The following is a 25,572-nucleotide window of genomic DNA, read 5'->3' as shown; positions in this document are numbered from 1 at the left end:
CGTGCTAGCGCGCCTCCTCCTTGGTTGTCACCCGCATCGGCTGGTAGCGCAGGAACACTGCCAGCCGCTCGGCATCCGACTCGCCTACCTGGCAGAGCTGCTCGGCAATCTCGGCATACTGGCGCAGTACCGGGTCGATCAGGCGCATTCGCGTCGTGTCGGCCTGCGCTGCCTCGGCCTCGTTGGCCAGCCACTCGAAGAGCCGGCCCAGCCGCGAGATGTTGGGATCGCCGCGTCCGGTATTGCCACGCAGGGCATCCACCGCCAGGCAGCGCAGCACGCTGCGCTTGTTGGGGTCCAGGCTCTCCTTGTCGAGCAGCGCTTCGGCTTGATGCACGAAACGCTCCATCAACTGCGCGGTTTCCGCGGCTTGAAGCTGGCGGCTCTGGGTGGCGATGCTGCGTGCCAAGGCCTGATGTTGGGCGCCCAGGCCTGCCATCAGGGTCGCGACGAGTAACAACAGACCCATCAGCATTCCGAGTGCCAGTGCCATGATGGAGAGCATCGCCAAATCGTGGCCGTCGAGCGGCAGGCGCAACTCGCTTACCGCCACGCCCAGTGCGCCAAGACCTAGGGTCGCGAAGACGATCAATACACTCGCGGTGGCGGAGGGGGTCGCCTTGGCTTTCATGCTGGACTCCTGTCACTCCCGAACTCGAATCAGGGCCGGGTAACAGCTTATCGGCCAATGCGGAGCCGACTTGAGTGCAGCGCAAGGTCAGGCGCTATTCTCCCCGTCTTGTTCCTCCTCGCTCTCGAGGCTCTCCCTGGGCACTTCCTCGGCCATGACATCCTCTTCCTCTACAGCGCTATCCTGGATGCGCTCCTCTTCGAGACTCTCTTCATCGCCGTCGGGATCGATAGCTCTCGCTTCGATGTCCCTTGCGAGCCACTCGCCGAGAAATATCGCCAGCGTCTCGTCGACGGCCGGCGACACCTGGCTGAATTCGATTACCAACTCGTTGCCATTCAGCGCTTTCAGCTCCAAGCGCTCCCAGCTTGTCCCACCGGTCAGGCGCAGATCGCTGAGCATGGCGTCCAGCACCGGTGCGCGTGGGCTCAACAGCAACTGCCAGTCATCCGGCCCGCCTTCGAGGCGCATGGCATAATAGGCAGACATCCTGTTCCAATCGCTACCCAGCAGGTCGATCAGATGCCCAAGCTCGGTCTGGGTAGGCAGCTCATCGGTGCCATTGTCTTCTTGGGGAAGCGTCCCGCCCGTCTGAGCTTCATCGCCCTCTTGAGCACGGTGCAGTATCACTACCTCCTCTTCCGGCGTGACGAAGTGCAAGACCAACTGCTGGCCACGCTGGTAAAGGAAACGACCATCGCTATAGAGGCGCGTCTGTCTCTCCTCGAGCCAGTGACGCTGCTCGAAGTTGCCATGTAGCCAATCGGGAATGGCAAGGTGTCGCTGTAAATCGTCGATCTCGAAGGCTTGAAGTGAAAAGGATAGGCCTAGGCCGACCATGGCGAGCGTGAGCGGTAAGCGGCGTGGCAAGCTGTCGAGGAGCATGATGTCTCCGGTAGTGAAACGAAGCAGCGGGCAGGGGTGATAGGCTGCCCGGCGCATTCTACGGGTTTTATTGTTGTTCGGTAATCGGCTGATGCCCGGCATTGGCAAGCGCTGCTAGGAATCGTGGTCCGCCTGGGGGAAGCGCGTCGGCTTCAGGCTTTCCTTGATCTTCTTCAGATGCATGAGAAACTCCTCGCCACGACGTAGCGTCATGCCCGTCGCCAGCACATCGATCAGTGCCAGATGGATGATGCGTGAGGTCATTGGCATGTACACATCGGTATCTTCCGGGGTGGTGACGTCCAGCGTTTCGCTGCACGCGGCCGCCAGGGGCGAACCGTCGGCGGTGATGCCCAGCACCACGGCGCCATTGTCGCGGGCAAGCCGCGCGATCTCGACCAGCTCTCGGGTTCTGCCAGTATAGGAGATGATCACGATCACATCGCCGGTATGCGATGACGCCGCGACCATGCGCTGCATCAGCACATCCTCATAGGCCATCACCGGCAGGTTGAAGCGGAAGAACTTGTGCTGGGCATCCTGGGCGACAGGACCCGAGGCGCCGAGACCGAAGAAGTGGATCTGCTTGGCCTGGATCAGGTAGTTGACGGCGCGCTCCACCCGTGAGGCGTCCAGTGCCCGACGAGCATCGTCGAGAGCAGCGATGGTGGCGCCAAATATCTTGTCGCTGTAGTTGGCAGTCGTGTCATCGCGTTCCACACTACGACTAATATAGGGCGTTCCACCCGCCAGGCTCTGAGCCAGCTTGATCTTGAAATCGGGGTATCCCTTGGCCTCGAAATTGCGGCAGAAACGATTGACGGTGGGCTCGCTGACCAAGGCGGCCTGTGCCAGGGTGGCGATACTCATGCTGGTGATCGAGGCGGGGTCACGCAGGATGACCTCGGCCACCTTGCGCTCCGAGCGGTTGAGTTCGTCCAGACGGTTGCGAATGCGCTCGATCAGGTCATGGCTGGCCATGTTGACAGGGCTCTCCGTGCAATAAAGGGTGTGGCACTGCCGAAGGGCATAGGTGACCTCGAGCATCCAGGGGTAGTGCTTCCGACTAAGGAATGTCTTAATGTGGTGATAAAACTACATTTCATTCGTTATCCTAGTAGGGGCATCGAGCTCACCAATACGTGAAAAGCAAATAGTGCTTTAGTGTTAGGAGCCACCCTACGATGTATCTTGAGCATTGGCGGCATACTTTATCAGTAAATTAACCAGTTTCCAGGGAGCGTGGCATGACCTATAAGAGCGCATCATCAGGCATAACCGATACCGAGGCCGATCTGGCTCTGTTCGGTGCCTTGGGTGATTTGGCCCTGCGCAAACTCTATCCCGCTCTCTATCAGCTCGATCGGGAAGGACTATTGCCCAAGGCAACACGCATCCTCGGCCTGGCCCGCTACGAATATGACGCGGCATCCTTCCAGGCACGCGTCTCGGAAGCCTTGCACAAGCGGGTCAAGGCCAGTGAGCTCGAGAAAGCCTGTCTCGAGCGATTCCTGGCACGTATCGACTACGCCCAAGTCGAGTTTACCGATAGCGTCGGGTATGAGGCTATCTGCGAGTGGCGCAAGGGGTCGCCACATCCGATGATTATCTACCTGGCCGTGCCGGCCAGCATTTACGGAGACATCTGCGGCTGTCTGAAGAGCAGCGGCTGCGTGGACGACGATAGCCGTATCGTGGTCGAAAAGCCGATCGGCTCCGACCTGCACTCCTCCCAGGTGATCAATGACGCCATAGGCGAGGTCTTTCCTGAGGATCGCATCTATCGTATCGATCACTACCTCGGCAAGGAGACCGTGCAGAACCTGATCGCGCTGCGCTTCGCCAACCCCCTGTTCGGTACCCAGTGGAACCAGAACCATATCTCCCACGTCGAGATCACCGTTGCCGAGGAGGTTGGTATTGAAGGGCGCTGGGGCTATTTCGACAAGGCGGGCCAGCTGCGCGACATGGTGCAGAATCACCTGCTGCAGCTGCTCTGCCTGATCGCCATGGATCCGCCGTCGAATCTCGATGCCGACGCCATCCGCGACGAGAAAGTCAAGGTGCTCAAGGCCCTCAAGCCGTTTACCGCGGAGGCCCTGGGCCGTGATGTGGTACGCGGCCAGTACACTTCCGGCAACAGCTACGGACTCAGCGTGCCCGGCTATCTGGAAGAGGAGGGGGCCAATCTCGAGAGCCATACCGAAACCTTCGTTGCCATGAAGACCGAGGTGGCCAACTGGCGCTGGGCCGGTGTGCCATTCTATCTGCGCACCGGCAAGCGGATGCCGGAGAAGCTTTCGCAGATCGTGATCAACTTCCGTCAGCAGGCGCACTATATCTTCGACCCCGACCAGCGCAGCCTGGCGGCCAACAAGCTGATCATCCGCCTGCAGCCCGAGGAGGGGATCGCGCTGCAGGTGCTGACCAAGGATAGCGGCCTGGACAAGGGCATGCGACTGCGCCCGGGGCCGCTGCATCTCGATTTCAACAGCGTCTTTCCCAAGTCGCGCATCCCCGATGCCTACGAACGCTTGTTGCTGGAGGTAATGAAGGGCCAGCAGTACCTATTCGTGAGGCGCGACGAAGTAGAGCATGCCTGGATGTGGTGCGATCACCTGATTGCTGGTTGGGAAGCGCGGGACATGCCGCCGCGTCGCTACCCTGCGGGCTCCTGGGGGCCGGTGGCCTCCATCGCCATGATCACCCAGGATGGCCGCAGCTGGTACGAGGATTATTGACATGAGCCTGCCCCGTGAACAATTGGCTCGGCAACTCGCCGAGGCCGTAGCCGAAGCCCTGCGCCAGGATCTGGCTATTCAGGAGCGCGCCTTGCTGGTGGTCTCCGGCGGCTCGACGCCGGTGCCCTTCTTCGAGGCGCTGGCGGCCATGGAGCTGCCCTGGACGCGTGTCGACGTTACCCTGGCCGACGAGCGCTGGGTCGGCGAGACAAGTCCTGACAGCAACGCGCGCCTGGTGCGTGAGCATCTTTTGCAGGGGCCGGCCTCGTCGGCCTCGTTCACTGCACTGACGACCGATGACGGCACCCCCGAGCAGGGTGTCGAGGCGATCGCGCCTCGGCTGGAGGCATTGGCCTGGCCAGCCAGTGTCGTGGTGTTGGGGATGGGGAGCGACGGGCATACGGCCTCGCTGTTTCCCGACAGCCCAGAGCTTTCGCTGGCACTGAGCACCGAGGTATCGGTGGTGGCGGTACGTACCCCTAGCCAGCCGCAACCCAGAATCTCCTTGAGCGCCGACCGCCTGCACCAGGCGAAGCGCCATGCGCTGCATATTACCGGTGACGACAAGCGCTCCGTGCTGGCCTCCGCCATGGCTGGCGATGACGCGCGCTCTCTGCCGATTCGTGCCTTCCTGGCCTGTCCTCTGGCCATCTACTGGGCGCCCTGAATTCATGTTTGGAGTCTACTCATGACCATTGAAAAACAGCTGCCATCCACTCGAACCACCGAGCTCGACAGCATCTGCACCAAGACCGAAGTGATCCCGGTCATCACCATCGAGCGCGTCGAAGATGCGGTGCCGATGTGCCGTGCGCTTGCCGAGGGTGGGCTCCGGGTACTGGAGATCACGTTGCGTACCGACTGCGCGCTGGAGGCAATCAAGCGCGTTCGAGAAGCGCTGCCGGGCGTCAGTATTGGCGTGGGAACGGTACTGACCACGGCTCAGTACCGCCAGGCCGAGCAGGTGGGAGCCGATTTCGTGGTCACGCCGGGGGCGACGGATTCGCTATATCGCCATGGGGTGGCAAGTTCGGTACCCATGTTGCCTGGCGTCTCGACCATCTCCGAGCTGATGGCCGGCTGGCAATATGGCTACCGCCGCTTCAAGTTCTTTCCTGCCGAATCGAGCGGCGGAGTCAAGGCGCTCAAGGCCTTCGGCGCGCCGATCCCCGAAGCGCGCTTCTGTCCCACTGGCGGTATCACCGTCGACAATGCGCACGAGTATCTGGCCCTGCCCAACGTCATGTGCGTAGGGGGCTCCTGGCTGACGCCCAAGGCGATGATCGAAGCCGAGGATTGGCAAGGCATCCGCGAGCTGGCACGGCAAGCCACTGAGCGCTTCCCACGCTGATTGCTCGGTAAGCACAAAAAAACGCGCCGGTTGCTGCTTAACAGCCGGCTGCGTGAAGAGATTTGCACTGAAGGCGTCATCCAGGTCGCGGCGGGATTGCAGCAACCTGATGGCGTTGACACCTTCGGCAAACTGCTACCGAAGATGCCCCGTCAGTATAGAGCTACTCTCTTTGCGTAATAAGTGGGTACAATTGAAATCCAGTGTTTCCATAATGGAAACTGGATGGCGATGGGTGTGGCGTGGCAACACTGGATGCATTGAGAGTCTTTATCGAAGTGGTGCGCAGCGGTAGCTTCACTGCTGCGGCACGTCGCCTCGGCATCTCCAAGTCGCTTGCCTCAAAGCGCGTCGCGGCGCTGGAAGAGGAGCTGGGCGTCAGCCTGCTCAATCGCTCCACCCGATCGCTGCATCTGACCGAGGCGGGGCAGATCTACTACGAGCATGGCTTGCGCATTCGCGAGGAGCTGGCCGCCGCCGAGGCTCAGGTGCAGTCGGTTACCGCACGTCCGCGCGGCCAGCTCAAGGTGAGTGCCCAGGTCAGCTTCGGCTTCATGTACCTGGCCGCACCGACCACTGCTTTCATGCGTCGTTATCCCGATGTGGCGGTGGAGATCCTACTCGAGGACCAGCGCTTCGAGCCTATCGATGATTCGGTCGACCTGGCGATTCGTATGGGTCCCTTGCCGCCGTCGAGTCTCGTCTCCCGTCCCTTGTGCAAGGTCGTCTATGGGCTTTATGCCGCGCCCGAGTATCTGGCCCGGGTCAATCGTCCGCTGCATCCTCAGGACATTCGCGAACATGACAGCATCTTCTATGGCAACTACGACCTGGGTGCGCACTGGCGCTTCTCGCTCAACGGCCAGCCGCTGGATGTCGAGCCGCAGTCACGCCTGGTGATCAACAATCTACTGGGAGTGGTGGAGGCAGCCAAGGCCGGCTTCGGGCTTGCCTATCTGCCGACCTTCGCCGCGCGTCAGGCGGTGGCGGAGGGATTGCTGTTGCCGTTGCTGCAGCCCTACTGGAACGAGCATGGCAGCATGCTGGTGCTGTTTCGCTCGCGTAAATACCTGCCGGACAAGACGCGCACCTACCTGGATTTCATCACCGACTGGTTTCGCGAGCATCTGGCACTGTAGCGTTTGGGCTGATGGTGTGGCCTCAGGTGCGTATAATGCCGTCCATCCATCAGCCTAGGGATCGCAAGGACATGACCGTACGTACCCGCATCGCGCCGTCGCCCACCGGCGACCCCCACGTAGGCACCGCCTATATCGCCCTGTTCAATCTCTGCTTCGCGCGCCAGCACGGCGGTCAGTTCATCCTGCGCATCGAGGATACCGACCGGGTGCGTTCGACGCCGGAGTCCGAGCAGATGATTCTCGATTCGCTGCGCTGGCTGGGGCTGGATTGGGATGAAGGGCCGGACGTGGGAGGCCCTCATGGCCCCTACCGCCAGAGCGAGCGCGGCGAGATATATGCCGAGCATGCCCAGCGGCTGCTCGACGCCGGCCACGCCTTCAAGTGCTACCGTACCAGTGAGGAGCTCGACGAGCTGCGCGAGGCGCGCAAGGCCGAAGGCCTGCAGATGGCGCTCAAGCCGGCCGACCTGGCCCTGCCAGATGACGAGGTAGAAAGACGCGAGCGCGAAGGTTGGCCCTATGTGGTGCGCATGCAGGTGCCGGGGGAGGGCACCTGCCGGGTCGAGGACATGCTGCGCGGTACCATCGAGGTCGAGTGGTCCCAGGTCGATGCCCAGATCCTGCTCAAGTCGGATGGCATGCCTACCTACCACCTGGCCAACGTAGTCGATGATCACCTGATGGGGATCACCCATGTGCTGCGCGGCGAGGAGTGGATCAACTCGGCGCCCAAGCATCAGCTGCTGTATGAGTACTTCGGCTGGGAGATGCCGGTACTGTGCCACATGCCGCTGCTGCGCAACCCCGACAAATCCAAGCTTTCCAAGCGCAAGAACCCGACCTCGATCAGCTACTATCGGCGCATGGGCTTCCTGCCGCAGGCGGTGATCAACTATCTCGGCCGCATGGGCTGGTCGATGCCCGACGAGCGCGAGAAGTTCTCCCTCGACGAGATGATGGCGAACTTCGACATCCAGCGCGTTTCCCTGGGCGGCCCGGTATTCGATCTCGACAAGCTCACCTGGCTCAACGGTGTCTATATCCGTGAGGATCTCGACGATGTCGCCTTCCTCAAGGCGCTGCGCGAGTGGGCCTTCAACGAGGCATACGTGAAAGAGATCCTGCCCCAGGTGCGGCCGCGGGTCGATACGCTCTCCGATGTCATACCGCTGGCCGGCCACTTCTTTTCAGGGCTGCCGAAGATTGACGAGGCGAGTTTCGAGTCGGTCAAGCTCGAGCGAGAGGAGCTCGTCAGACTGCTGCAATTCCTGGTCTGGCGTATGGAGGGGGTAGGGCGCTGGGAGAAGGCGTTGCTGCTCGAGGAGGTGAAGATGCTGGCCGAGCATTTCGAACTCAAGATGAAGGCCTTTCTGGCACCGGTGTTCATTGCCGTTACGGGGTCGGTCACTTCCACCTCCGTGATGGACGCCATGGCCATTCTCGGCTCCGACATGACGCGGGCGCGTCTGCGTCACGCCATCGAGGTGATGGGTGGGGTCTCCAAGAAGCAGGCCAAGCGTTTCGAAAAGGTCTACCGCGAGCTGGATGAAGCAAAAAAAGCTTGACGTCTCAGGGGTGTATAAGTAATATACGCCCCGTTCTTGCGAGACTTTAGCAGCAACGATGGGGCCTTAGCTCAGCTGGGAGAGCGCGACACTGGCAGTGTCGAGGTCAGCGGTTCGATCCCGCTAGGCTCCACCAAAAGTCTGCCAAGACGACCTATCGTGCGTCCCATTCGTCTAGTGGTCTAGGACACCGCCCTTTCACGGCGGGAACAGGGGTTCGAACCCCCTATGGGACGCCACTTGCTTCTTCCGTTACTGCATACTCTTTTTGGTGCTCTGGTTAGCGAATAGCCCTTGGGAAGATGTGCGAAGTATGGGCACAATCAAGTCATCAGAATCGGACGCCTAGCGCGTCTATTTTTTTGTCCTATGTGCTGGCGTGGTCTTCGCTGCGCCGCCTCTCAAACACCCTCCCTGATCCTTTTGAATAGCCCGTTTTTGCCCTGAAAGGCTTGACAGGGCAAAAAGTTGTCCACGTTGGTTTCTGGGCGTGACTGTGTTGTGCACAACCTTCATACAACCCCTCCCAATGGGATATTTCACGATTATTTCTTGTAAAACAATGAGTTAATTTTGATCAAAAAGTGATCAATTTAAGCGTAACCCGCTTGTCATGGCGCCTGTTGGAGCTTATCTCAGGGTTGTGAACAGTGTTATCCACAGAAAGTGTGGAAAACAGTGGCGGGGGCCTGGCGAGGCTTGGCTAGAGACTTGTTCGTTGCAGTGCAGCAGGCATGTTGAGAATCGTTTCGATCCTAAAAATGCCTGCGCAGAGTTGGACAAGAGTTATTGTCAATGGGCTTTCTGTAGACGTTTCAGTAGCGAGGAGGTGTCCCAGCGTCCTCCACCCATTGCCTGCACATCGCCATAGAATTGATCGACCAGTGCCGTGAGTGGTAGCCGGGCATCCAGTTCGCGCGCCTGGGTGAGGGCGATCTCCAGATCCTTGCGCATCCAGTTCACGGCGAAGCCATGGTCATACTCGTCGCGGAGCATGGTCTGGTAACGATTGTTCATCTGCCATGAGCCAGCAGCACCCTGGGAAATCACCTCGATGACCTGTTCGCGGTCGAGGCCTGCCTGCTCGGCAAAATGCAGTCCCTCTGCCAGCCCCTGTACCACGCCGGCAATGCAGATCTGGTTGACCATCTTGGTGAGTTGGCCACTGCCGCTGGGGCCGAGTAGCTTGACCGAGCGGGCATAGTGACCAAGCGTCGATTCGGCGCGTGCAAAGGCGCTCTCTTCACCGCCGCACATGATCGTCAGAGCGCCGTTGATGGCCCCCTGCTGGCCACCGGAGACGGGGGCGTCGATGAATTCTACCTGGCTAGCCCGACAGGCATCGAAGAGCTCACGTGCAAGGCTGGCGGAGGCCGTGGTGTGATCGACCAGCAGGCTCCCTTCATGCATGCCCTGCAGGGCACCGTCCTCGCCCAGGGTGACCTGGCGGACATCGTCGTCGTTACCCACGCAGATCAATACCAGATCGGCGCCCTCGACTGCCTCGCGTGGCGTGGCGTGCGCGCTGCCCGAGTGCTCCTCCACCCAAGCCTCGGCCTTGGCCGAAGTGCGATTGTAGACTCGAACCTCGAGTCCGGCGCGAGCCAGGTGGCCCGCCATCGGATAACCCATCACACCAAGTCCGATGAAGGCGATGCGGGAAGTGTCGCTGCTCATGGGCGTGCTCCTGTTGAATCAGTGGCGAACGAAAGAGGCCGCCCTTGGGGCGGCCTCGATGGTGCGGCTCACTTGCGTGGGAAGTCCCGCTGCGGGTGGCCGGTGTAGAGCTGACGTGGGCGGCTGATCTTGTACTCGCTGCTGAGCATCTCATGCCAGTGGGAGATCCAGCCGATGGTGCGCGACAGGGCGAAGATCACCGTGAACATGTTGGTCGGAATGCCCATCGCCTTGAGAATGATGCCAGAGTAGAAGTCGACGTTGGGGTAGAGCTTGCGCTCGATGAAGTACTCATCCTCCAGGGCGATCTGCTCGAGGCGCTTGGCGATCTTGAGCTGAGGATCGTTGGCCATGCCGAGTTCCGCCAATACCTCGTCGCAGGTCTCTTTCATCACCTTGGCGCGCGGGTCGAAGTTGCGATAGACACGGTGACCGAAGCCCATCAGCTTGAAAGGATCGCTCTTGTCCTTGGCGCGGTCGACGAAGCGCTGGATGTTCTCTTCGGAATCCTCGCCGATCTCGTCGAGCATGTTGAGCACCGCCTCGTTGGCGCCGCCATGCGCGGGCCCCCACAGCGCCGCGATACCGGCGCTGATGCAGGCGAACGGATTGGCACCGGTCGAGCCTGCCAGACGCACGGTGGAGGTCGAGGCATTCTGCTCGTGATCGGCATGCAGCATGAAGATCCGATCCATCGCCTTGGCGAAGATGGGATTGATCTTGTACTCCTCGCAGGGGTTGCTGAACATCATGTAGAGGAAGTTCTCTGCATAGCTCAGATCGTTGCGCGGATAGTTGAATGGTTGGCCGATGTTATACTTGTAGGACATCGCCGCGATGGTGGGCATCTTGGCGATGAGGCGAATCGCGCTGATCTCGCGATCCTCCTCCTTGGTGATGTCCATATGATCGTGATAGAAGGCCGCCAGGCCTCCGACCACGCCGCATAGGATCGACATCGGGTGGGCGTCGCGGCGGAACCCTTTAAAGAAGTTGTTGATCTGGTCATGGACCATGGTGTGGTTGCGAATGCGCGACTCGAAGTCGGCGTATTGCTGCTCTTTAGGCAGTTCACCAAATAGCAGCAGATAGCACAGCTCGACAAAATTGGACCCATGGGCCAGTTGGTCGATGGGGTAGCCACGGTGCAGCAGTATGCCCTTGCCGCCATCGATAAAGGTGATCGCCGATTCCGTGCAGGAGGTAGCCATAAAGCCCGGGTCATGAGTGAAAAAGCCCTCGGCGCCCAGTCCGCGGACATCGATCACATCTGGGCCCGCGGTGCCGGAATAGACAGGAAACTCGATTAGCTTATCAAGTCCATCTACTTTCAACGTTGCTTTCCTGTCAGCCATGGGTGGCCTCCTCTATTTCATGTGTCAGACGATAAGTCGTTGTCTCGCATGCCGAGCCGCTAAAAAAGGTTCGCCCACTATAGAAGCGTGTCGACGATTGTCAATTAGCCTATGGCGCGTGTTGCTGTACACTCCTATACTGCATGTTGATTGTTTGTATAAATATTGATGCATTGCATCATTGTGCCGGTCTCGGCAAGCCTGCCATAGCTCCACCTTGGTCGCATGAGTGCACGACGATTTGTCATGAATACGGCGAGTCCCTATAATCCTCCCGCGCGACTGGCAGAAGTATGCGTCGCGCCGACTTGGCAGACGGCCGAGCCCTTCCCTCAAAACCACCGCCCGCTCGGGCCATGCCCGACGCCGCGCAAGAGCGGGCCAAGAGAGTGTGTAAAGAGCCGTGAATAGTAAACGACCCGTAAACCTCGATCTTTCGACGATCAAATTTCCTCTCCCGGCGCTGACGTCGATCACCCACCGTGTTACCGGCATTATCCTGTTCATTGGCCTGATCTTCGCCTTCTGGGCGCTCGACAAGTCATTGTCATCTCCTCAGGGTTTTCTGGCGGTGCAAGATACGCTGGCCAACAACATCCTGGCCAAGCTGATCGCCTGGGGCCTGCTCTCCGCCTTGATCTTTCATGTGGTGGCCGGTTTCCAGCACCTGCTGATGGACATCAACATTGGCGTCACCCTGGAGAGTGGCATGCGTAAGGCACAGATCACCGTCGTGGTCAGTGCGGTTCTGGTGATTCTGGCGGGGGTTTGGGTATGGTAACCAATATTACGAGCTTTGGCCGCAGCGGGCTGTCCGATTGGCTGATTCAGCGGGTCTCGGCCGTCATTCTGGCATTATATACCCTTTTCATCGTGGGTTATCTGCTCTTCAATCCCGGTCTCGATTACGTCACCTGGAGCGGACTGTTTGCCCAGACGTGGATGCGCATCTTCTCGCTGCTGGCATTCATCTCTCTTGCCGCGCACGCCTGGATCGGTCTGTGGACGGTGTCGACCGACTATCTGAAAGCGACCAACATCCGCCTTGCCGTGCAGGCAGTCGTCATTTTAGCCATCTTCGTCTTTTTGGTGTGGGGCATTCAAGTCCTGTGGGGAGCCTGATTCATGTCTAGTATGCGTAGCCTGACCTTCGACGCAATCATCATCGGTGGCGGCGGCTCCGGCCTGCGTGCCGCGCTCGAGCTGGCCAAGTCCGGCAAGAAGACCGCCGTGCTCTCCAAGGTGTTCCCGACGCGCTCGCACACGGTTTCCGCCCAGGGCGGCATCACCTGCGCGATTGCCTCTGCCGACCCCAATGACGACTGGCGCTGGCACATGTACGACACCGTCAAGGGCGGCGACTACATCACTGACCAGGAAGCGGCCGAGTACATGTGTTCCGAAGGACCCAAGGCGGTATTCGAGCTCGAGCACATGGGCTTGCCGTTCTCGCGCTTCGATAACGGCCGTATCTATCAGCGCCCCTTCGGCGGTCAGTCCAAGGACTTCGGCAAGGGTGGCCAGGCCGCACGCACCTGTGCCGCCGCCGACCGTACCGGCCACGCGCTGCTGCACACGCTCTACCAGAACAACCTGAAGAACGACACCGTGTTCCTCAACGAGTGGTTCGCGGTCGACCTGGTCAAGAACGCCAACGGCGATGTGGTGGGCTGCATCGCCCTGTGCATCGAGACCGGTGAAGTGGTGCATATCAAGTCAAAGGCGACGGTACTGGCCACCGGTGGCGCCGGCCGCATCTACGCCTCCACGACCAATGCCCTGATCAACACCGGCGACGGCATCGGCATGGCGCTGCGTGCGGGCTTCCCGATGCAGGACATGGAGATGTGGCAGTTCCACCCCACCGGCATCTACGGTGCCGGCACGCTGGTGACCGAAGGTTGCCGCGGCGAGGGTGGCTATCTGGTCAACAAGGATGGCGAGCGCTTCATGGAGCGTTATGCCCCCAACGCCAAGGATCTGGCCGGTCGCGACGTCGTGGCCCGCTCCATGGTCATGGAGATTCTCGAGGGTCGCGGCTGCGGCGATAAGGGCGACCACGTGTTCCTCAAGCTCGACCATCTTGGCGAAGAGGTCCTGGGCAAGCGTCTGCCGGGTATCGTCGAACTCTCCAAGACCTTTGCCCATGTCGATCCGGCCAAGGAACCGATCCCGGTGGTGCCGACCTGCCACTACATGATGGGGGGTATTCCCACCAACGTGCATGGCCAGGCGATCATGCAGGTCGACGGCAAGGATCAGATCGTCAATGGCCTGTTCGCGTGTGGCGAGGCAGCCTGCGTCTCGGTGCACGGTGCCAACCGCCTGGGCGGCAACTCGCTGCTCGATCTAGTGGTCTTCGGTCGCGCCGCCGGCATGTTCATCGAGGGAGCGCTCAATGAAGGTGTCGACTATCTCGATGCCTCCGACTCCGATGTCGACACCGCCATGGCGCGCATGAGCCGCTGGAACGAGTCCAGTGGCGGTGAGTCCGTGCCGGCGCTCAAGGCCGAGCTTCAGGACATCATGCAGAATGCCTTCGGAGTGTTCCGTCAGGAAGACCATATGCAGGAAGGGGTGAAAAAGCTCGCCGAACTGCGTGAGCGGATTGCCACTGCCAGCCTGGGTGACAAGTCCAACGCCTTCAATACTGCCCGTGTCGAGGCGCTCGAGCTCGACAATCTGATGGAAGTGGCCGAGGCGACTGCCATCTCAGCACTGGAGCGCAAGGAGAGTCGTGGTGCTCACTCACGCTATGACTATCCGGACCGTGACGATGCCAACTGGTTGAAGCACTCGCTGTACTTCCCGACCGATAAGACGCTTGGCAAGCGCGACGTGAATTTCGCGCCGAAGACGGTCGCCACCTTCGAGCCGAAGATCCGTACATATTAAGGGGGCACGATGTCCACGCTTCAGGTATCCATTTACCGCTACAATCCAGAAACCGACTCCGCGCCCTACATGCAGGAGTTCCAGATCGATACCAAGGGTCGCGATCTGATGGTGCTCGACGTGCTGCACCTGGCCAAGGAGCAGGACAGCTCGATGGCGTATCGCCGTAGCTGCCGCGAGGGTGTTTGCGGCTCCGACGGCATGAACATGAACGGCAAGAATGGCCTTGCCTGCGTTACTGCGCTCTCCGACGTGGTCAAAGGCAACAAGCTGGTGCTGCGTCCGCTGCCGGGCCTGCCGGTGATACGTGACCTGGTGGTCGACATGGGGCTGTTCTACAAGCAGTACGAGCGTATCCAGCCGTATCTGCAGAACGACACTCCGGCCCCGGCGATCGAGCGTCTGCAGTCGCCGGAAGATCGCGACAAGCTCGATGGTCTGTATGAGTGTATCCTGTGCGCCTGTTGCTCCACTTCGTGCCCGTCGTTCTGGTGGAACCCGGACAAGTTCGTCGGCCCTGCCGGCCTGCTGCAGTCCTACCGTTTCCTCGCCGACTCCCGTGACGAGGCGACCCGCGAGCGTCTGGCAGAACTCGAGGATCCGTTTTCCGTGTTCCGGTGCCGGGGCATCATGAACTGTGTCGCGGTCTGCCCCAAGGGACTCAATCCGACGCGGGCCATCGGCAAGATACGCGAGATGTTACTGGCCAATGCCACTTAAAACGTGGCGGTTAGCTTGCTATCATGGGCACAGGCTTCCGGCTGTGACCAAGTGTCGCAGGCAAGCCGGCCTCGTAAGCCGAGAGCCGGTGCCCAGTGCACCGGCTTTTGACGATGAGTGGCAAGGTCACCGGTAAGCAAAGGCGCTTGCCGTTGACGCCGGAATGCATGACCGCCCTGCCGGCAGGGCACCGAAACGCCGATGCGGCGAGCCCGTGTCAGGCGCCGACAACACCCCATCAGTGCAGGGTGACCGAGAGATGCAAGAAGGCATAATGGAGTTGATGTGGCGTACTTCTCATGTGAGCGGCGGCAATGCTCATTATGTGGAAGCACTCTACGAGCAGTACCTCGTTGATCCCAATGCTGTCCCCGACGAGTGGCGCAACTATTTCGATCAGTTACCGCGTCCCGATGGCAGCGCCTCCCACGATGTTCCGCTAAGCCCGATTCGCGATCAGTTCTATCAGCTGGGCAGGAGCCGACGGACCGCTCAGGCATCCGCCGCGGTGGACAGTGGCGAGAACAAGAAGCAGGTCAAGGTTCTCCAACTGATCAATGCCTACCGGTTCCGTGGCCATCAGAAGGCCAATATCGATCCGCTCGGCCTGCGCAGTCCAGTTCCGGTTCCTGACCTCGACCTCTCCTTTCATCAGTTGACCAATGCTGACCTGGATAGCGAGTTCCAGACCGGCTCGTTCTTCCTGGGCAAGGACAAGGCGCCGCTCAAGGAGATCGTTGGCGCGCTCGAGCAGACCTACTGCCGCTCGATCGGCTGCGAAATCATGCACATCGTCGATACCGAGGAGAAGCGCTGGCTGCAGCAGCGTTTCGAGTCGGTGCGCTCGAAGCCCGAGTTCAGCGGTGAGGTGCGCAAGCATGTGCTGGAGCGGTTGACCGCGGCGGAGGGCCTCGAGAACTATCTGGCTTCCAAATACCCGGGTACCAAGCGCTTTGGTCTCGAGGGCGGCGAGTCGTTCATTCCGATGATGGACGAGATCATCCAGCGTGCCGGCGGTTACGGCACCAAGGAGGTCGTCATCGGCATGGCACACCGTGGCCGCCTCAACCTGCTGATCAATATCCTCGGCAAGAGCCCTTCGGAACTGATCGAGGAATTCGATGGCAAGAAGGTCATCGAGCGTGGCTCCGGCGACGTCAAGTATCACCAGGGTTTCAGCTCCAACGTGATGACCCCTGGTGGCGAAGTGCACCTGGCGCTGGCCTTCAATCCCTCGCACCTGGAGATCGTCTCTCCGGTGGTCGAAGGTTCGGTACGTGCCCGTCAGGATCGTCGCGATGATCTGGATGGCAGCAAGGTGTTGCCGATCACCATTCATGGCGATGCGGCATTCGCCGGGCAGGGCGTGGTGATGGAGACGTTCCAGATGTCTCAGACGCGTGCCTACAAGACCGGTGGCACGGTGCGCATCGTCATCAACAACCAGGTCGGCTTCACTACGTCGCACCCGTTGGATGCTCGCTCCACCGAGTATGCGACCGATATCGCCAAAATGGTTCAGGCGCCGATCTTCCACGTCAATGCCGACGATCCGGACGCGGTGCTGCATGCCGCTCAGGTCGCCATCGACTATCGTCAGCAGTTCAAGCGCGACGTCGTCATCGACCTGGTCTGCTACCGCCGCCGTGGTCACAACGAGGCGGACGAGCCCTCCGGCACCCAGCCGCTGATGTACAGCAAGATCAAGGATCACCCCTCTACGCGCACTCTTTATGCCAAGCGCCTGGTCGAGGAGGGCGTGCTCTCCGAGGATGACGTCAAGACGCTGGCCGAGGAGTATCGCGAAGACTTGATGGCCGGCAACCATGTCGCCAACGCCCTGGTCAAGGAGCCCAATGCCGAGCTGTTCGTCGATTGGGCACCCTACTTGGGGCATGAGTGGAGCGGCGATGCCGATACCACCTTCGACATGAAGCGCATGCAGCAGATCGCCGCCAAGATGTGCGAGATTCCCGCTGGTGTGCAGGTGCAGCGTCAGGTCGCCAAGATCTACGAAGATCGCCGCAAGATGCTTGCCGGTGGCATGGCGCTCAACTGGGGCTTCGCTGAAACCCTGGCCTACGCCACGCTGCTCGATCAGGGACATCCCGTACGCATTACAGGGCAGGACGTAGGGCGCGGCACTTTCTCCCACCGTCACGCCGTGGTGCATAACCAGAAGGATGGCACCACCCATGTCCCTCTCGAGTACATCAAGGAGGGACAGCCGCGCTTTACGATTCGCGACTCCTTCCTCTCGGAAGAGGCAGTGCTGGCGTTCGAGTACGGTTACGCGACGACCACGCCCAATGCCCTGATCATTTGGGAAGCGCAGTTCGGCGACTTCTTCAATGGCGCTCAGGTGGTGGTCGATCAGTTCATCTCCTCCGGTGAAAGCAAGTGGGGGCGGTTGTGTGGCTTGACCATGTTGCTGCCGCACGGCTACGAGGGGCAGGGTCCCGAGCATTCGTCGGCACGTCTCGAGCGCTTCCTGCAGCTGTGCGCCGAGCACAACATGCAGGTGTGTGTGCCGACCACCCCGGCGCAGATCTACCACCTGTTGCGCCGTCAGGTGATTCGTCCGCTGAGAAAACCGCTGGTGGTCATGACGCCGAAGAGCTTGCTGCGCCACAAGGAGGCGACCTCGACGCTCGAGGAGCTGGCCCATGGCAAGTTCCAGATGGTGATTCCGGATCAGGGCAAGCTCGAGGCCGACAAGGTCAAGCGCGTGGTGCTCTGCTCGGGCAAGGTCTACTACGACCTGGCGACCTATCGTGCCGAGAACGAACGTGACGACACCGCCATCGTGAGGCTCGAGCAGCTCTACCCCTTTCCCAAGGATGAGCTACTTGACGCACTCAAGGGTTACACCAACCTGGAGCAGGTGGTGTGGTGTCAGGAAGAGCCGCTCAACCAGGGGGCCTGGTATCAGAGTCAGCACCACATGCGAGTGGTCGCCGACACGCTGACCAATGGCATGGGCAGAGAACTCAAGTTCGCCGGCCGTCCGGCATCGGCAGCACCCGCGGCGGGCTACATGTCCGTGCACGTCGAACAACAGCGCCAACTGGTGGACGACGCCTTCAATAGCTAAGGCGCCCACTGGACGAGAGAACACATAAGGAACCGAAATGGCTACCGAGATCAAAGCGCCAACCTTTCCGGAATCCGTTGCCGAGGGCAGCGTGGCCGCATGGCACAAGAGGCCGGGTGACAGCGTTGAGCGTGACGAACTGATCGTCGAAATCGAGACCGACAAGGTCGTGCTTGAGGTAGTGGCACCCGAGGCAGGCGTTCTGAGTGAGATCAAGGCCGAAGAGGGCGAGACCGTTCAGTCCGAGCAGCTGCTTGGGGTGATCGGAGAGGCTAGTGAGTTGGCCAAGCCCGAGTCCGGCGCCGATGCCGATGCCAAGACCGAGAAGGCCGCCGAACCTGCGCCCAAGGCCGCCACGTCGGCGGGCGGTGGCAAGAGTCATGACGTCAAGGCACCTTCCTTCCCCGAGTCGATCCAGGAAGGCACCGTGGCGACCTGGCACAAGAAGGTCGGCGAAGCGGTCAAGCGTGACGAAGTGCTGGCCGACATCGAGACCGACAAGGTCGTGCTGGAAGTCGTGGCACCGGTCGATGGCACACTCAAGGAGATCAAGGCCGAAGAGGGCTCGCAGGTCGAGTCCGAAGCGATCCTGGCGATCTTCGTCGAAGGTGCCGGTGGCGAGGGTGGCGCCGACGCTGGTGCTTCCGCCGAGTCGCGTGACGACGAGAGCGAAGCCAATGCCGCAAGCGCAGAGGGCGACACCAAGGTCGGCGACAAGATTCTGGCGCCGGCGGCACGCAAGCTGGTCGCCGAGCACGATCTCGACGTGAACAAGATCGAAGGTACCGGCAAGGGCGGACGTATCCTCAAGGAGGACGTCCAGCGTGCCGTGCAGGCAGGCAATGCCAAGAAGACGGCTCAGGCGGCAGCGCCGCAGAAGTCGGCGGCTGCCGTCCCGGCATTCGAGGGCGAACGTCCTGAGAAGCGGGTGCCGATGAGCCGCCTGCGCCAGACCATCGCCAAGCGTCTGGTCCAGGCTCAGCAGACCGCTGCCATGCTCACCACCTACAACGAGGTGGACATGGGCGCGGTGATGGGCCTGCGCGCGCAGTACAAGGATACCTTCCTCAAGGCGCACGACACCAAGCTCGGCTTCATGGGCTTCTTCGTCAAGGCCTCTTCCGAGGCGCTCAAGCGTTTCCCTGACGTCAACGCTTCCATCGACGGTAGCGACATCGTCTACCATGGCTACCAGGATATCGGTGTTGCCGTTTCCACGCCGCGTGGTCTGGTGGTGCCGGTGCTGCGCGATACCGACAGCATGAAGATCGCCGATGTCGAGAAGACCATCGTCGACTTCGGCAAGCGTGCCCGCGACGGCAAGCTTGGCATCGACGAGATGCAGGGCGGCACCTTCACCATCACCAACGGCGGCATCTTCGGTTCACTGATGTCGACGCCGATCATCAATCCGCCGCAGACGGCGATCCTGGGCATGCACAAGATCCAGGAGCGTCCCATGGCGGTGAACGGCAAGGTCGAGATTCGTCCGATGATGTATCTCGCACTCTCCTATGACCACCGCATGATCGATGGCAAGGACGCGGTGCAGTTCCTGGTCACCATCAAGGAACTGCTCGAGGATCCGGCACGCCTGCTGCTGGACGTGTAACGTCACGCGACTGCCACCGTTTTTCAGCGAACCGACGAAACAGGAAACGAATTCATGGCCGATAAATTTGATGTGATCGTCATCGGTGCAGGCCCTGGCGGCTACGTTGCCGCGATCCGGGCAGCCCAGCTGGGACTCAAGACCGCCTGTGTCGAGAAGTGGGTCAACAAGGAAGGCAAGACGGTACACGGCGGCACCTGTCTGAATGTGGGTTGTATCCCTTCCAAGGCGCTGCTCGAGTCCTCGCACAAGTTCGTCGAGGCGCGCGACCATTTCGCCGAGGTGGGTATCAATGTCGGTGAGGTGACTGCCGACGTGCCCAAGATGCTCGAATTCAAGAACCAGGTCATTGCCAAGAACACCGGCGGTATCAGCGCCCTGTTCAAGGCCAATGGCGTCACCGCTCTGGAGGGTACCGGCAAGGTGCTCTCCAGCAAGCAGGTCGAAGTCACCGGCCACGATGGCGAGAAGGCGGCTTATGACGCCGACAACATCGTCATCGCCGCCGGCTCCGTGCCGGTCGAGATTCCGCCAACGCCGCTGACCGACGACATCATCGTCAGCTCCACGGGTGCCCTGGAGTTCACTGAAGTGCCCAAGCGACTGGGCGTGATCGGTGCCGGCGTCATTGGCCTGGAGCTGGGCAGCGTATGGAGCCGTCTGGGTGCAGAGGTCACCGTGCTCGAGGCGATGGACGCCTTCCTGCCAATGGTCGATACGGCCATCGCCAAGGAGACCCAGAAGCTGCTGCAGAAGCAAGGGCTGGACATCAAGCTGGGCGCGCGCGTCACTGGCTCCGAAGTCAAGGGCAACGAGGTCGTGGTCAAGTACACTGATGCCAAGGGTGAGCAGGAGCAGACCTTCGACAAGCTGATCGTGTGTGTCGGCCGTCGCCCCTATACCCAAGGCGTGGTTGGTGACGATGCCGGCGTCAAGCTCGACGAGCGCGGTTTCATCTTTGTCGATGACCAGTGCCGCACCAGCGTACCGGGCATCTATGCCATCGGCGACTGCGTGCGCGGCCCGATGCTCGCCCACAAGGCCTCGGAAGAGGGCGTGATGGTCGCCGACATCATTGCCGGTCACAAGGCCGAGATGAACTACGATGCCATCCCCAGCGTCATCTACACTTCGCCTGAAGTCGCCTGGGTCGGCATGACCGAGCAGGACGCCAAGGCCGCCGGTATCGAAATCAAGACGGGCAGCTTCCCCTTCTCGGCCAACGGCCGCGCCTTGGCCAACAACGCCCCGGAAGGGATGGCCAAGATCATCGCCGACGCCGAGACCGATCGCATCCTGGGCATGCATATCGTCAGCCAGCATGCCGGTGAGCTGATCGCCCAGGGCGTGATCGCCATGGAGTTCGGCTCCAGTGCCGAAGACCTGGCACTGACCTGCTATGCCCACCCGAGCACCTCGGAAGCCGTGCACGAAGCGGCCCTGGCGGTGGATGGCCACGCCATTCACATGGCCAATCGCAAAAAGCGCAAGTAAGTTCTGGACAACAAGCGCCGCCTTGGGCGGCGCCTTGCTTCCGGCTATGTACCGGAGGCAAACGGGGGTGACCGGGATACTCGCTCCATCTGTGGGCGTCCGCGGTCATCGTTCGAGTCACATGCAACCAATGGCATGAATCGATGAACCTTCACGAGTATCAAGGCAAGCAACTGTTTGCCGATTATGGTCTGCCGGTGTCCAAGGGCTTCGCCGTTGACACCCCCGAAGAGGCTGCCGAAGCCTGCAAGAAGATCGGCGGTGATATGTGGGTCGTCAAGGCCCAGGTTCACGCCGGTGGCCGCGGCAAGGCAGGCGGCGTCAAGCTGATCAAGAGTCCGGAGGAGGCCAAGGCCTTCGCCGAGCAGTGGCTGGGCAAGAACCTGGTCACCTTCCAGACAGACGAGCATGGCCAGCCGGTCGCCAAGATCTTGGTCGAGACCTGCACCGATATCGCCAATGAACTCTATCTGGGTGCAGTCGTCGACCGCCAGACGCGCCGCGTGGTGTTCATGGCTTCCACCGAGGGTGGCGTGGAAATCGAGACGGTCGCCGAGGAGACTCCCGAGAAGATCCTCAAGGCCGAGATCGATCCGCTGGTCGGCGCACAGCCGTACCAGGCGCGCGAGCTGGCCTTCAAGCTGGGCCTAGAAGGCGACCAGATCAAGCAGTTCACCAAGATCTTCCTGGGGCTCTCCAAGCTGTTCCATGAGAAGGACCTGGCACTGCTCGAGATCAACCCGCTGGTCATCACTGGCGAAGGCAACCTGCACTGCCTCGACGCCAAGCTGGGGCTGGACAGCAACGCGCTGTACCGTCACCCCGACCTGCAGGCGATGCGCGATCCCTCCCAGGAGGACGAGCGTGAAGCTGACGCCGCCAAGTGGGAGCTCAACTACGTGGCTCTCGATGGCAACATCGGCTGCATGGTCAATGGCGCCGGTCTGGCCATGGGCACCATGGATATCGTCAACCTGAACGGCGGCAAGCCGGCCAACTTCCTTGACGTCGGCGGTGGCGCCACCAAGGAGCGCGTAGCCGAAGCGTTCAAGATCATCCTCTCCGACGACAACGTCAAGGCCGTACTGGTCAACATCTTCGGCGGTATCGTGCGCTGTGACATGATCGCCGAGGGCATCATCGGTGCCGTCGAGCAAGTAGGCGTCAATGTGCCGGTCGTGGTACGCCTCGAAGGTAACAACGCCGAACTGGGCGCCGAGAAGCTGGCCTCCAGTGGTTTGAACATCATCGCTGCTACCAGCCTGACTGACGCGGCACAGCAGGTCGTCAAAGCGGCGGAGGGCAAGTAATGAGTATCCTGATCGACAAGAGCACCAAGGTCATCTGCCAGGGCTTCACTGGCGGCCAGGGCACCTTCCACTCCGAGCAGGCGATCGCCTACGGTACCCAGATGGTCGGCGGCGTGACCCCGGGCAAGGGTGGCCAGGAGCATCTGGGCTTGCCGGTATTCAATACCGTGCGCGAAGCGGTGGAGAAGACCGGTGCCGAGGCCAGCGTGATCTACGTACCGGCCCCGTTCTGCAAGGACTCGATCCTCGAAGCCGCGAATGCCGGCATCAAGCTGATCGTGTGCATCACCGAAGGTATCGCGACGCTGGACATGCTCGAAGCCAAAGTCAAGTGCGACGAGCTGGGCGTGCGTCTGATCGGGCCGAACTGCCCCGGTGTGATCACCCCAGGTGAGTGCAAGATCGGTATCATGCCGGGCCACATCCACAAGCCGGGCAAGGTCGGTATCGTGTCGCGCTCAGGCACCTTGACCTATGAAGCGGTCAAGCAGACTACCGATCACGGCTTTGGCCAGTCCACCTGCGTAGGTATCGGCGGCGACCCGATCCCGGGCTCCAACTTCATCGACATTCTGGCGATGTTCGAGAAGGATCCGCAGACCGAGGCGATCGTGATGATCGGCGAGATCGGCGGCACCGCCGAGGAAGAAGCCGCTGCCTACATCAAGGCCAACGTCTCCAAGCCGGTGGTCTCCTACATCGCCGGTGTCACGGCACCTCCGGGCAAGCGCATGGGCCATGCCGGTGCGATCATTGCCGGTGGCAAGGGCACCGCGGACGAGAAATTCGCCGCCCTGGAAGCGGCCGGTGTCAAGACGGTGCGTTCGCTCGCCCAGATCGGCGATGCACTCAAGGAAGTCACCGGCTGGTAAGTCTGCTGTCGGTCGACGAGAAGGGCGCCCTTGGGCGCCCTTTTTTCGTGCGGGCCTGTCGGGCTGGCCTCTCAGGCAATGGCGTCATCATAACGAGGGGCGTCCATGCCGAGCACTTGAACTTCCACTCCCTGCGCCGCCTTGATCGCGTCCGGTAAGGCGTCATCATCGCCATAGGCCCTGAAGGCAAACCGCCAGGCTTCGCCAGGGTCCAGCGAGCGATCGCCATCGACTCGGTAGGCGCCTTCCTTTTCGCTCATCTCACCATTCCAGACATTATCGATATCGACAGGAAGATCAAAATCGATCTCGATGTCCTCGATGAGCTCGTTGGTGACATTTTCGATAAAGATTTCGGCTACGTAGCCGCCATTCCAGCTGACCATGGTATTGCCGGTGGCGACCAATGCTGTCGAGTCGTCGATGATTCTTGGCAGCAGGCCATCGCTATCGAGCACTTCTTCAGGGGAGGGCTTTGTCATGGGATCGTCGAGAAGCAGGCTGCGTGAGGCAATATGCAAAAGCGTGCCGTCGGCGAACGCGGCATACTGCATCTCCTCCAGGGTATCGTCACTGCCTTTCTGATCTTTGATCCTTACCTTGTCGCCCTGGAAGGAGACACTGTACTGATCGTAATCCTGAGCATAGAGTGCCGTGTCGGTGCCCATGCCGCCGATGAGCAGATCCCTGCCGTCATGCCAATCGTCGCCTGGCCCGCTCTGCAGGATATCGTTACCATCGCCGCCGATCAGTATGTCGTGGCCGAGGCCGCCATTGAGATAAACGCCGTCATCGGTGCCAACGATTTCATCATCTCGGCGCGAGCCGATGACATAGTCAAAGCGAACCTCGTTGGCATCGGCATCGGTGGGAGCACCAAAGCCTTCCCCCTCCTCGTTGGTCCATACGGTGGTGGAGAGTCCATCGGCTTGCGGATCACGTAGCGACTGCTCCACCCTGACCTGGTTGCCCTGATCGCGGCCACCATGGAAATTGATGTCGCGATCGGTAAACGCCACCTTGACATCATTGTCCACCGAGGAGCGCCAGGATGCGAATACCAGCCCATGGCGCATGCCGCTATCCTCGAGGCCGGTAAAGGTGCTGTCATAGCTCTCTCTCAACTCATAGGCGTAGCCATTGCCACCGGCACCCTTGTTGAAAGCGCCATTCGCCCTGAGGCCCTCCACTTCGGCATCCAGCGTACGTGAGAAGTGAAACGCGGTGGAGGGGCCATGCTCGACTGTGATATCGGATAGCTGGGCATCGACGGTGCCGTCGAGCGTCACGGCCTGGTACCCCGTCAGCCCGCCCTCGGTATTGCGAAAGAGCGCATCATCGGGGGTGCCCAGTTCGAAACCGATACTGAAACCCTGCAACGAGACATTGTTGGCACTATCGAGTCGCTGGAGCTGAGTCTTGCCGCCGTCAAAATCGAAGTGTACGCCGCGGTCGAGGGTAATGGTGCTGCCATTGACCGACTCTACCTTTGCCATGCTGGTGCGCAGCTCGGCATGCTGCTGCTTGCGCCAGGAGGTATCGCCGATCAGCGAGAAGAACGCTTCGTCGTTATCCTGCCAGATGCGTACGGTATCGCCGGCTTCAAGATCATGCGCTGAATCCAGCGACATTGTTTTATCCCCGACATCCAAGGAGGCGTTCAGCCTCCCTATCGTTTCGTCATCAAGGGTGCCATCCACCAGCAGGCCGTAATGATCGTCGGCATCGAGCGCTTGCTGGCTGAACGTAAGGGTTGTCTCATCCGAGCCAGCTCCCACCAGGGAGATATCGGAACGGCTGATGACAAGGCTCTCATCAAGTATGTGGTTGCCTTCACTCAGTTCGATAGTGGCGCCCTTGGGCGCCATATCGATCAATTCCTGAAGTTCTGACGCCGTCGTCGAATTGCCGGCCTTGATAACAGACATTCCCTACTCCTGAGTTTCATATTGATTATCATTGCGATGATACGGGTCCATTGGGTGCGCATGCTACCGATTGATATCGCTTGGGTATAGGGTGGTTAATCCAAGGCTGGGAGCGTTGGATACACAATTATGCCTCCCTCGATATCGAAGCGAATCGACTATTTTCTATTTATTTGATATGACTAATTTTTATTTAGATAACTAGATCGGAAGAAAATTTATCAATCCAGGTTAATAACATAAGTTACTTTTTGATACCGAAATGGTGAGAAAAGGATCACTGACTTCTCTCGAGGCGTC

Annotated in this window: 20 protein-coding genes and 2 tRNA genes; 16 read left to right on the top strand and 6 right to left on the bottom strand. The window is 60.3% G+C overall.

Annotation, left to right across the window (positions count from 1 at the left end):
- Nucleotides 1-4 precede the first annotated feature (4 nt).
- The 3 genes from HJD22_RS02020 to HJD22_RS02010 form a co-directional block, all read right to left on the bottom strand.
- Nucleotides 5-631 (bottom strand): hypothetical protein, encoded by a 627-nt coding sequence (locus HJD22_RS02020; protein ID WP_208655519.1) that lies wholly within the window; start codon nucleotides 629-631, stop codon nucleotides 5-7.
- Between the two features lie 87 nt (nucleotides 632-718).
- Nucleotides 719-1,516 carry a hypothetical protein gene (locus tag HJD22_RS02015; protein ID WP_208655518.1) on the bottom strand — a complete coding sequence of 266 codons (798 nt, stop codon included), beginning with the start codon at nucleotides 1,514-1,516 and terminating at the stop codon, nucleotides 719-721.
- A gap of 114 nt (nucleotides 1,517-1,630) precedes the next feature.
- The gene (locus HJD22_RS02010; protein WP_208655517.1) at nucleotides 1,631-2,497 is read right to left on the bottom strand and encodes a MurR/RpiR family transcriptional regulator; all 867 of its coding nucleotides are present in this window, start codon (nucleotides 2,495-2,497) and stop codon (nucleotides 1,631-1,633) included.
- Nucleotides 2,498-2,763: 266 nt separating this feature from the next.
- Between HJD22_RS02010 and zwf the strand changes: the two genes are divergently transcribed.
- The 7 genes from zwf to HJD22_RS01975 all read left to right on the top strand — a co-directional run bounded on the left by zwf (nucleotide 2,764) and on the right by HJD22_RS01975 (nucleotide 8,554).
- On the top strand, nucleotides 2,764-4,257 hold the full coding sequence (zwf, locus tag HJD22_RS02005; RefSeq protein ID WP_208655516.1) for a glucose-6-phosphate dehydrogenase: 1,494 nt from the start codon (nucleotides 2,764-2,766) through the stop codon (nucleotides 4,255-4,257).
- A 1-nt stretch (nucleotide 4,258) separates the two neighbouring features.
- Nucleotides 4,259-4,924: a 6-phosphogluconolactonase gene (pgl, locus tag HJD22_RS02000; RefSeq protein ID WP_208655515.1), complete on the top strand. Its 666-nt coding sequence runs from the start codon at nucleotides 4,259-4,261 to the stop codon at nucleotides 4,922-4,924.
- 21 nt (nucleotides 4,925-4,945) lie between these two features.
- Nucleotides 4,946-5,608, top strand: a complete 663-nt coding sequence (locus HJD22_RS01995) for a bifunctional 4-hydroxy-2-oxoglutarate aldolase/2-dehydro-3-deoxy-phosphogluconate aldolase (RefSeq protein ID WP_208655514.1) — start codon at nucleotides 4,946-4,948, stop codon at nucleotides 5,606-5,608.
- Nucleotides 5,609-5,850: 242 nt separating this feature from the next.
- Nucleotides 5,851-6,747 carry a LysR family transcriptional regulator gene (locus HJD22_RS01990; protein ID WP_208655513.1) on the top strand — a complete coding sequence of 299 codons (897 nt, stop codon included), beginning with the start codon at nucleotides 5,851-5,853 and terminating at the stop codon, nucleotides 6,745-6,747.
- Between the two features lie 71 nt (nucleotides 6,748-6,818).
- Nucleotides 6,819-8,315: a glutamate--tRNA ligase gene (gene gltX / locus HJD22_RS01985; RefSeq protein WP_208655512.1), complete on the top strand. Its 1,497-nt coding sequence runs from the start codon at nucleotides 6,819-6,821 to the stop codon at nucleotides 8,313-8,315.
- A 60-nt stretch (nucleotides 8,316-8,375) separates the two neighbouring features.
- Nucleotides 8,376-8,451, top strand: a tRNA-Ala gene (locus HJD22_RS01980).
- Between the two features lie 27 nt (nucleotides 8,452-8,478).
- Nucleotides 8,479-8,554, top strand: a tRNA-Glu gene (locus tag HJD22_RS01975).
- Between the two features lie 553 nt (nucleotides 8,555-9,107).
- Here HJD22_RS01975 and HJD22_RS01970 read toward each other — a convergent pair.
- Complete coding sequence (locus HJD22_RS01970; protein ID WP_208655511.1) at nucleotides 9,108-9,992, bottom strand: NAD(P)-dependent oxidoreductase; 885 nt, start codon at nucleotides 9,990-9,992, stop codon at nucleotides 9,108-9,110.
- Between the two features lie 68 nt (nucleotides 9,993-10,060).
- Nucleotides 10,061-11,347 carry a citrate synthase gene (gltA, locus tag HJD22_RS01965; protein ID WP_208655510.1) on the bottom strand — a complete coding sequence of 429 codons (1,287 nt, stop codon included), beginning with the start codon at nucleotides 11,345-11,347 and terminating at the stop codon, nucleotides 10,061-10,063.
- A gap of 403 nt (nucleotides 11,348-11,750) precedes the next feature.
- Here gltA and sdhC point away from each other — a divergent pair, with 403 nt between their 5' ends.
- The 9 genes from sdhC (at nucleotide 11,751) to sucD (ending at nucleotide 23,344) form a co-directional block, all read left to right on the top strand.
- A complete protein-coding gene (gene sdhC, locus HJD22_RS01960; RefSeq protein ID WP_208655509.1) occupies nucleotides 11,751-12,128 on the top strand; it encodes a succinate dehydrogenase, cytochrome b556 subunit in 378 nt (125 codons plus the stop codon).
- Nucleotides 12,122-12,469: a succinate dehydrogenase, hydrophobic membrane anchor protein gene (gene sdhD / locus HJD22_RS01955; RefSeq protein ID WP_208655508.1), complete on the top strand. Its 348-nt coding sequence runs from the start codon at nucleotides 12,122-12,124 to the stop codon at nucleotides 12,467-12,469. Before sdhC ends, sdhD begins: the two co-directional genes overlap by 7 nt.
- A 3-nt stretch (nucleotides 12,470-12,472) precedes the next feature.
- Nucleotides 12,473-14,242, top strand: a complete 1,770-nt coding sequence (gene sdhA / locus HJD22_RS01950) for a succinate dehydrogenase flavoprotein subunit (RefSeq protein ID WP_208655507.1) — start codon at nucleotides 12,473-12,475, stop codon at nucleotides 14,240-14,242.
- A 9-nt stretch (nucleotides 14,243-14,251) separates the two neighbouring features.
- Complete coding sequence (locus HJD22_RS01945; RefSeq protein WP_208655506.1) at nucleotides 14,252-14,962, top strand: succinate dehydrogenase iron-sulfur subunit; 711 nt, start codon at nucleotides 14,252-14,254, stop codon at nucleotides 14,960-14,962.
- A gap of 259 nt (nucleotides 14,963-15,221) precedes the next feature.
- Complete coding sequence (locus tag HJD22_RS01940; RefSeq protein WP_208655505.1) at nucleotides 15,222-18,056, top strand: 2-oxoglutarate dehydrogenase E1 component; 2,835 nt, start codon at nucleotides 15,222-15,224, stop codon at nucleotides 18,054-18,056.
- A gap of 37 nt (nucleotides 18,057-18,093) precedes the next feature.
- Nucleotides 18,094-19,668 (top strand): 2-oxoglutarate dehydrogenase complex dihydrolipoyllysine-residue succinyltransferase, encoded by a 1,575-nt coding sequence (gene odhB / locus HJD22_RS01935; protein WP_208655504.1) that lies wholly within the window; start codon nucleotides 18,094-18,096, stop codon nucleotides 19,666-19,668.
- Nucleotides 19,669-19,722: 54 nt separating this feature from the next.
- Nucleotides 19,723-21,162 (top strand): dihydrolipoyl dehydrogenase, encoded by a 1,440-nt coding sequence (gene lpdA, locus HJD22_RS01930; protein ID WP_208655503.1) that lies wholly within the window; start codon nucleotides 19,723-19,725, stop codon nucleotides 21,160-21,162.
- A 143-nt stretch (nucleotides 21,163-21,305) separates the two neighbouring features.
- On the top strand, nucleotides 21,306-22,472 hold the full coding sequence (gene sucC / locus HJD22_RS01925; protein WP_208655502.1) for an ADP-forming succinate--CoA ligase subunit beta: 1,167 nt from the start codon (nucleotides 21,306-21,308) through the stop codon (nucleotides 22,470-22,472).
- On the top strand, nucleotides 22,472-23,344 hold the full coding sequence (sucD, locus tag HJD22_RS01920) for a succinate--CoA ligase subunit alpha (protein ID WP_208655501.1): 873 nt from the start codon (nucleotides 22,472-22,474) through the stop codon (nucleotides 23,342-23,344). Before sucC ends, sucD begins: the two co-directional genes overlap by 1 nt.
- Before the next feature lie 71 nt (nucleotides 23,345-23,415).
- Here sucD and HJD22_RS01915 read toward each other — a convergent pair whose 3' ends face one another.
- Entirely contained in the window at nucleotides 23,416-25,272 is a 1,857-nt protein-coding gene (locus tag HJD22_RS01915) for a cellulose binding domain-containing protein (RefSeq protein WP_208655500.1), read from the bottom strand.
- Nucleotides 25,273-25,572 lie beyond the last annotated feature (300 nt).

Source organism: Halomonas sp. TA22, assembly GCF_013009075.1.
GTDB lineage: Bacteria > Pseudomonadota > Gammaproteobacteria > Pseudomonadales > Halomonadaceae > TA22.
Note: the sequence above shows the minus strand (reverse complement) of the source record. Positions and strands in the feature narration are given on the sequence as shown.

What these genes read in the sequence shown, in the direction of transcription:
- HJD22_RS02020 (WP_208655519.1), bottom strand. Translation starts at nt 631, where the DNA reads ATGAAAGCCAAGGCGACCCCCTCCGCCACCGCGAGTGTATTGATCGTC.
- HJD22_RS02015 (WP_208655518.1), bottom strand. Translation starts at nt 1,516, where the DNA reads ATGCTCCTCGACAGCTTGCCACGCCGCTTACCGCTCACGCTCGCCATG.
- HJD22_RS02010 (WP_208655517.1), bottom strand. Translation starts at nt 2,497, where the DNA reads ATGGCCAGCCATGACCTGATCGAGCGCATTCGCAACCGTCTGGACGAA.
- zwf (WP_208655516.1), top strand. Translation starts at nt 2,764, where the DNA reads ATGACCTATAAGAGCGCATCATCAGGCATAACCGATACCGAGGCCGAT.
- pgl (WP_208655515.1), top strand. Translation starts at nt 4,259, where the DNA reads ATGAGCCTGCCCCGTGAACAATTGGCTCGGCAACTCGCCGAGGCCGTA.
- HJD22_RS01995 (WP_208655514.1), top strand. Translation starts at nt 4,946, where the DNA reads ATGACCATTGAAAAACAGCTGCCATCCACTCGAACCACCGAGCTCGAC.
- gltX (WP_208655512.1), top strand. Translation starts at nt 6,819, where the DNA reads ATGACCGTACGTACCCGCATCGCGCCGTCGCCCACCGGCGACCCCCAC.
- HJD22_RS01970 (WP_208655511.1), bottom strand. Translation starts at nt 9,992, where the DNA reads ATGAGCAGCGACACTTCCCGCATCGCCTTCATCGGACTTGGTGTGATG.
- gltA (WP_208655510.1), bottom strand. Translation starts at nt 11,347, where the DNA reads ATGGCTGACAGGAAAGCAACGTTGAAAGTAGATGGACTTGATAAGCTA.
- sdhD (WP_208655508.1), top strand. Translation starts at nt 12,122, where the DNA reads ATGGTAACCAATATTACGAGCTTTGGCCGCAGCGGGCTGTCCGATTGG.
- sdhA (WP_208655507.1), top strand. Translation starts at nt 12,473, where the DNA reads ATGTCTAGTATGCGTAGCCTGACCTTCGACGCAATCATCATCGGTGGC.
- HJD22_RS01945 (WP_208655506.1), top strand. Translation starts at nt 14,252, where the DNA reads ATGTCCACGCTTCAGGTATCCATTTACCGCTACAATCCAGAAACCGAC.
- HJD22_RS01940 (WP_208655505.1), top strand. Translation starts at nt 15,222, where the DNA reads ATGCAAGAAGGCATAATGGAGTTGATGTGGCGTACTTCTCATGTGAGC.
- odhB (WP_208655504.1), top strand. Translation starts at nt 18,094, where the DNA reads ATGGCTACCGAGATCAAAGCGCCAACCTTTCCGGAATCCGTTGCCGAG.
- lpdA (WP_208655503.1), top strand. Translation starts at nt 19,723, where the DNA reads ATGGCCGATAAATTTGATGTGATCGTCATCGGTGCAGGCCCTGGCGGC.
- sucC (WP_208655502.1), top strand. Translation starts at nt 21,306, where the DNA reads ATGAACCTTCACGAGTATCAAGGCAAGCAACTGTTTGCCGATTATGGT.
- sucD (WP_208655501.1), top strand. Translation starts at nt 22,472, where the DNA reads ATGAGTATCCTGATCGACAAGAGCACCAAGGTCATCTGCCAGGGCTTC.
- HJD22_RS01915 (WP_208655500.1), bottom strand. Translation starts at nt 25,272, where the DNA reads ATGTCTGTTATCAAGGCCGGCAATTCGACGACGGCGTCAGAACTTCAG.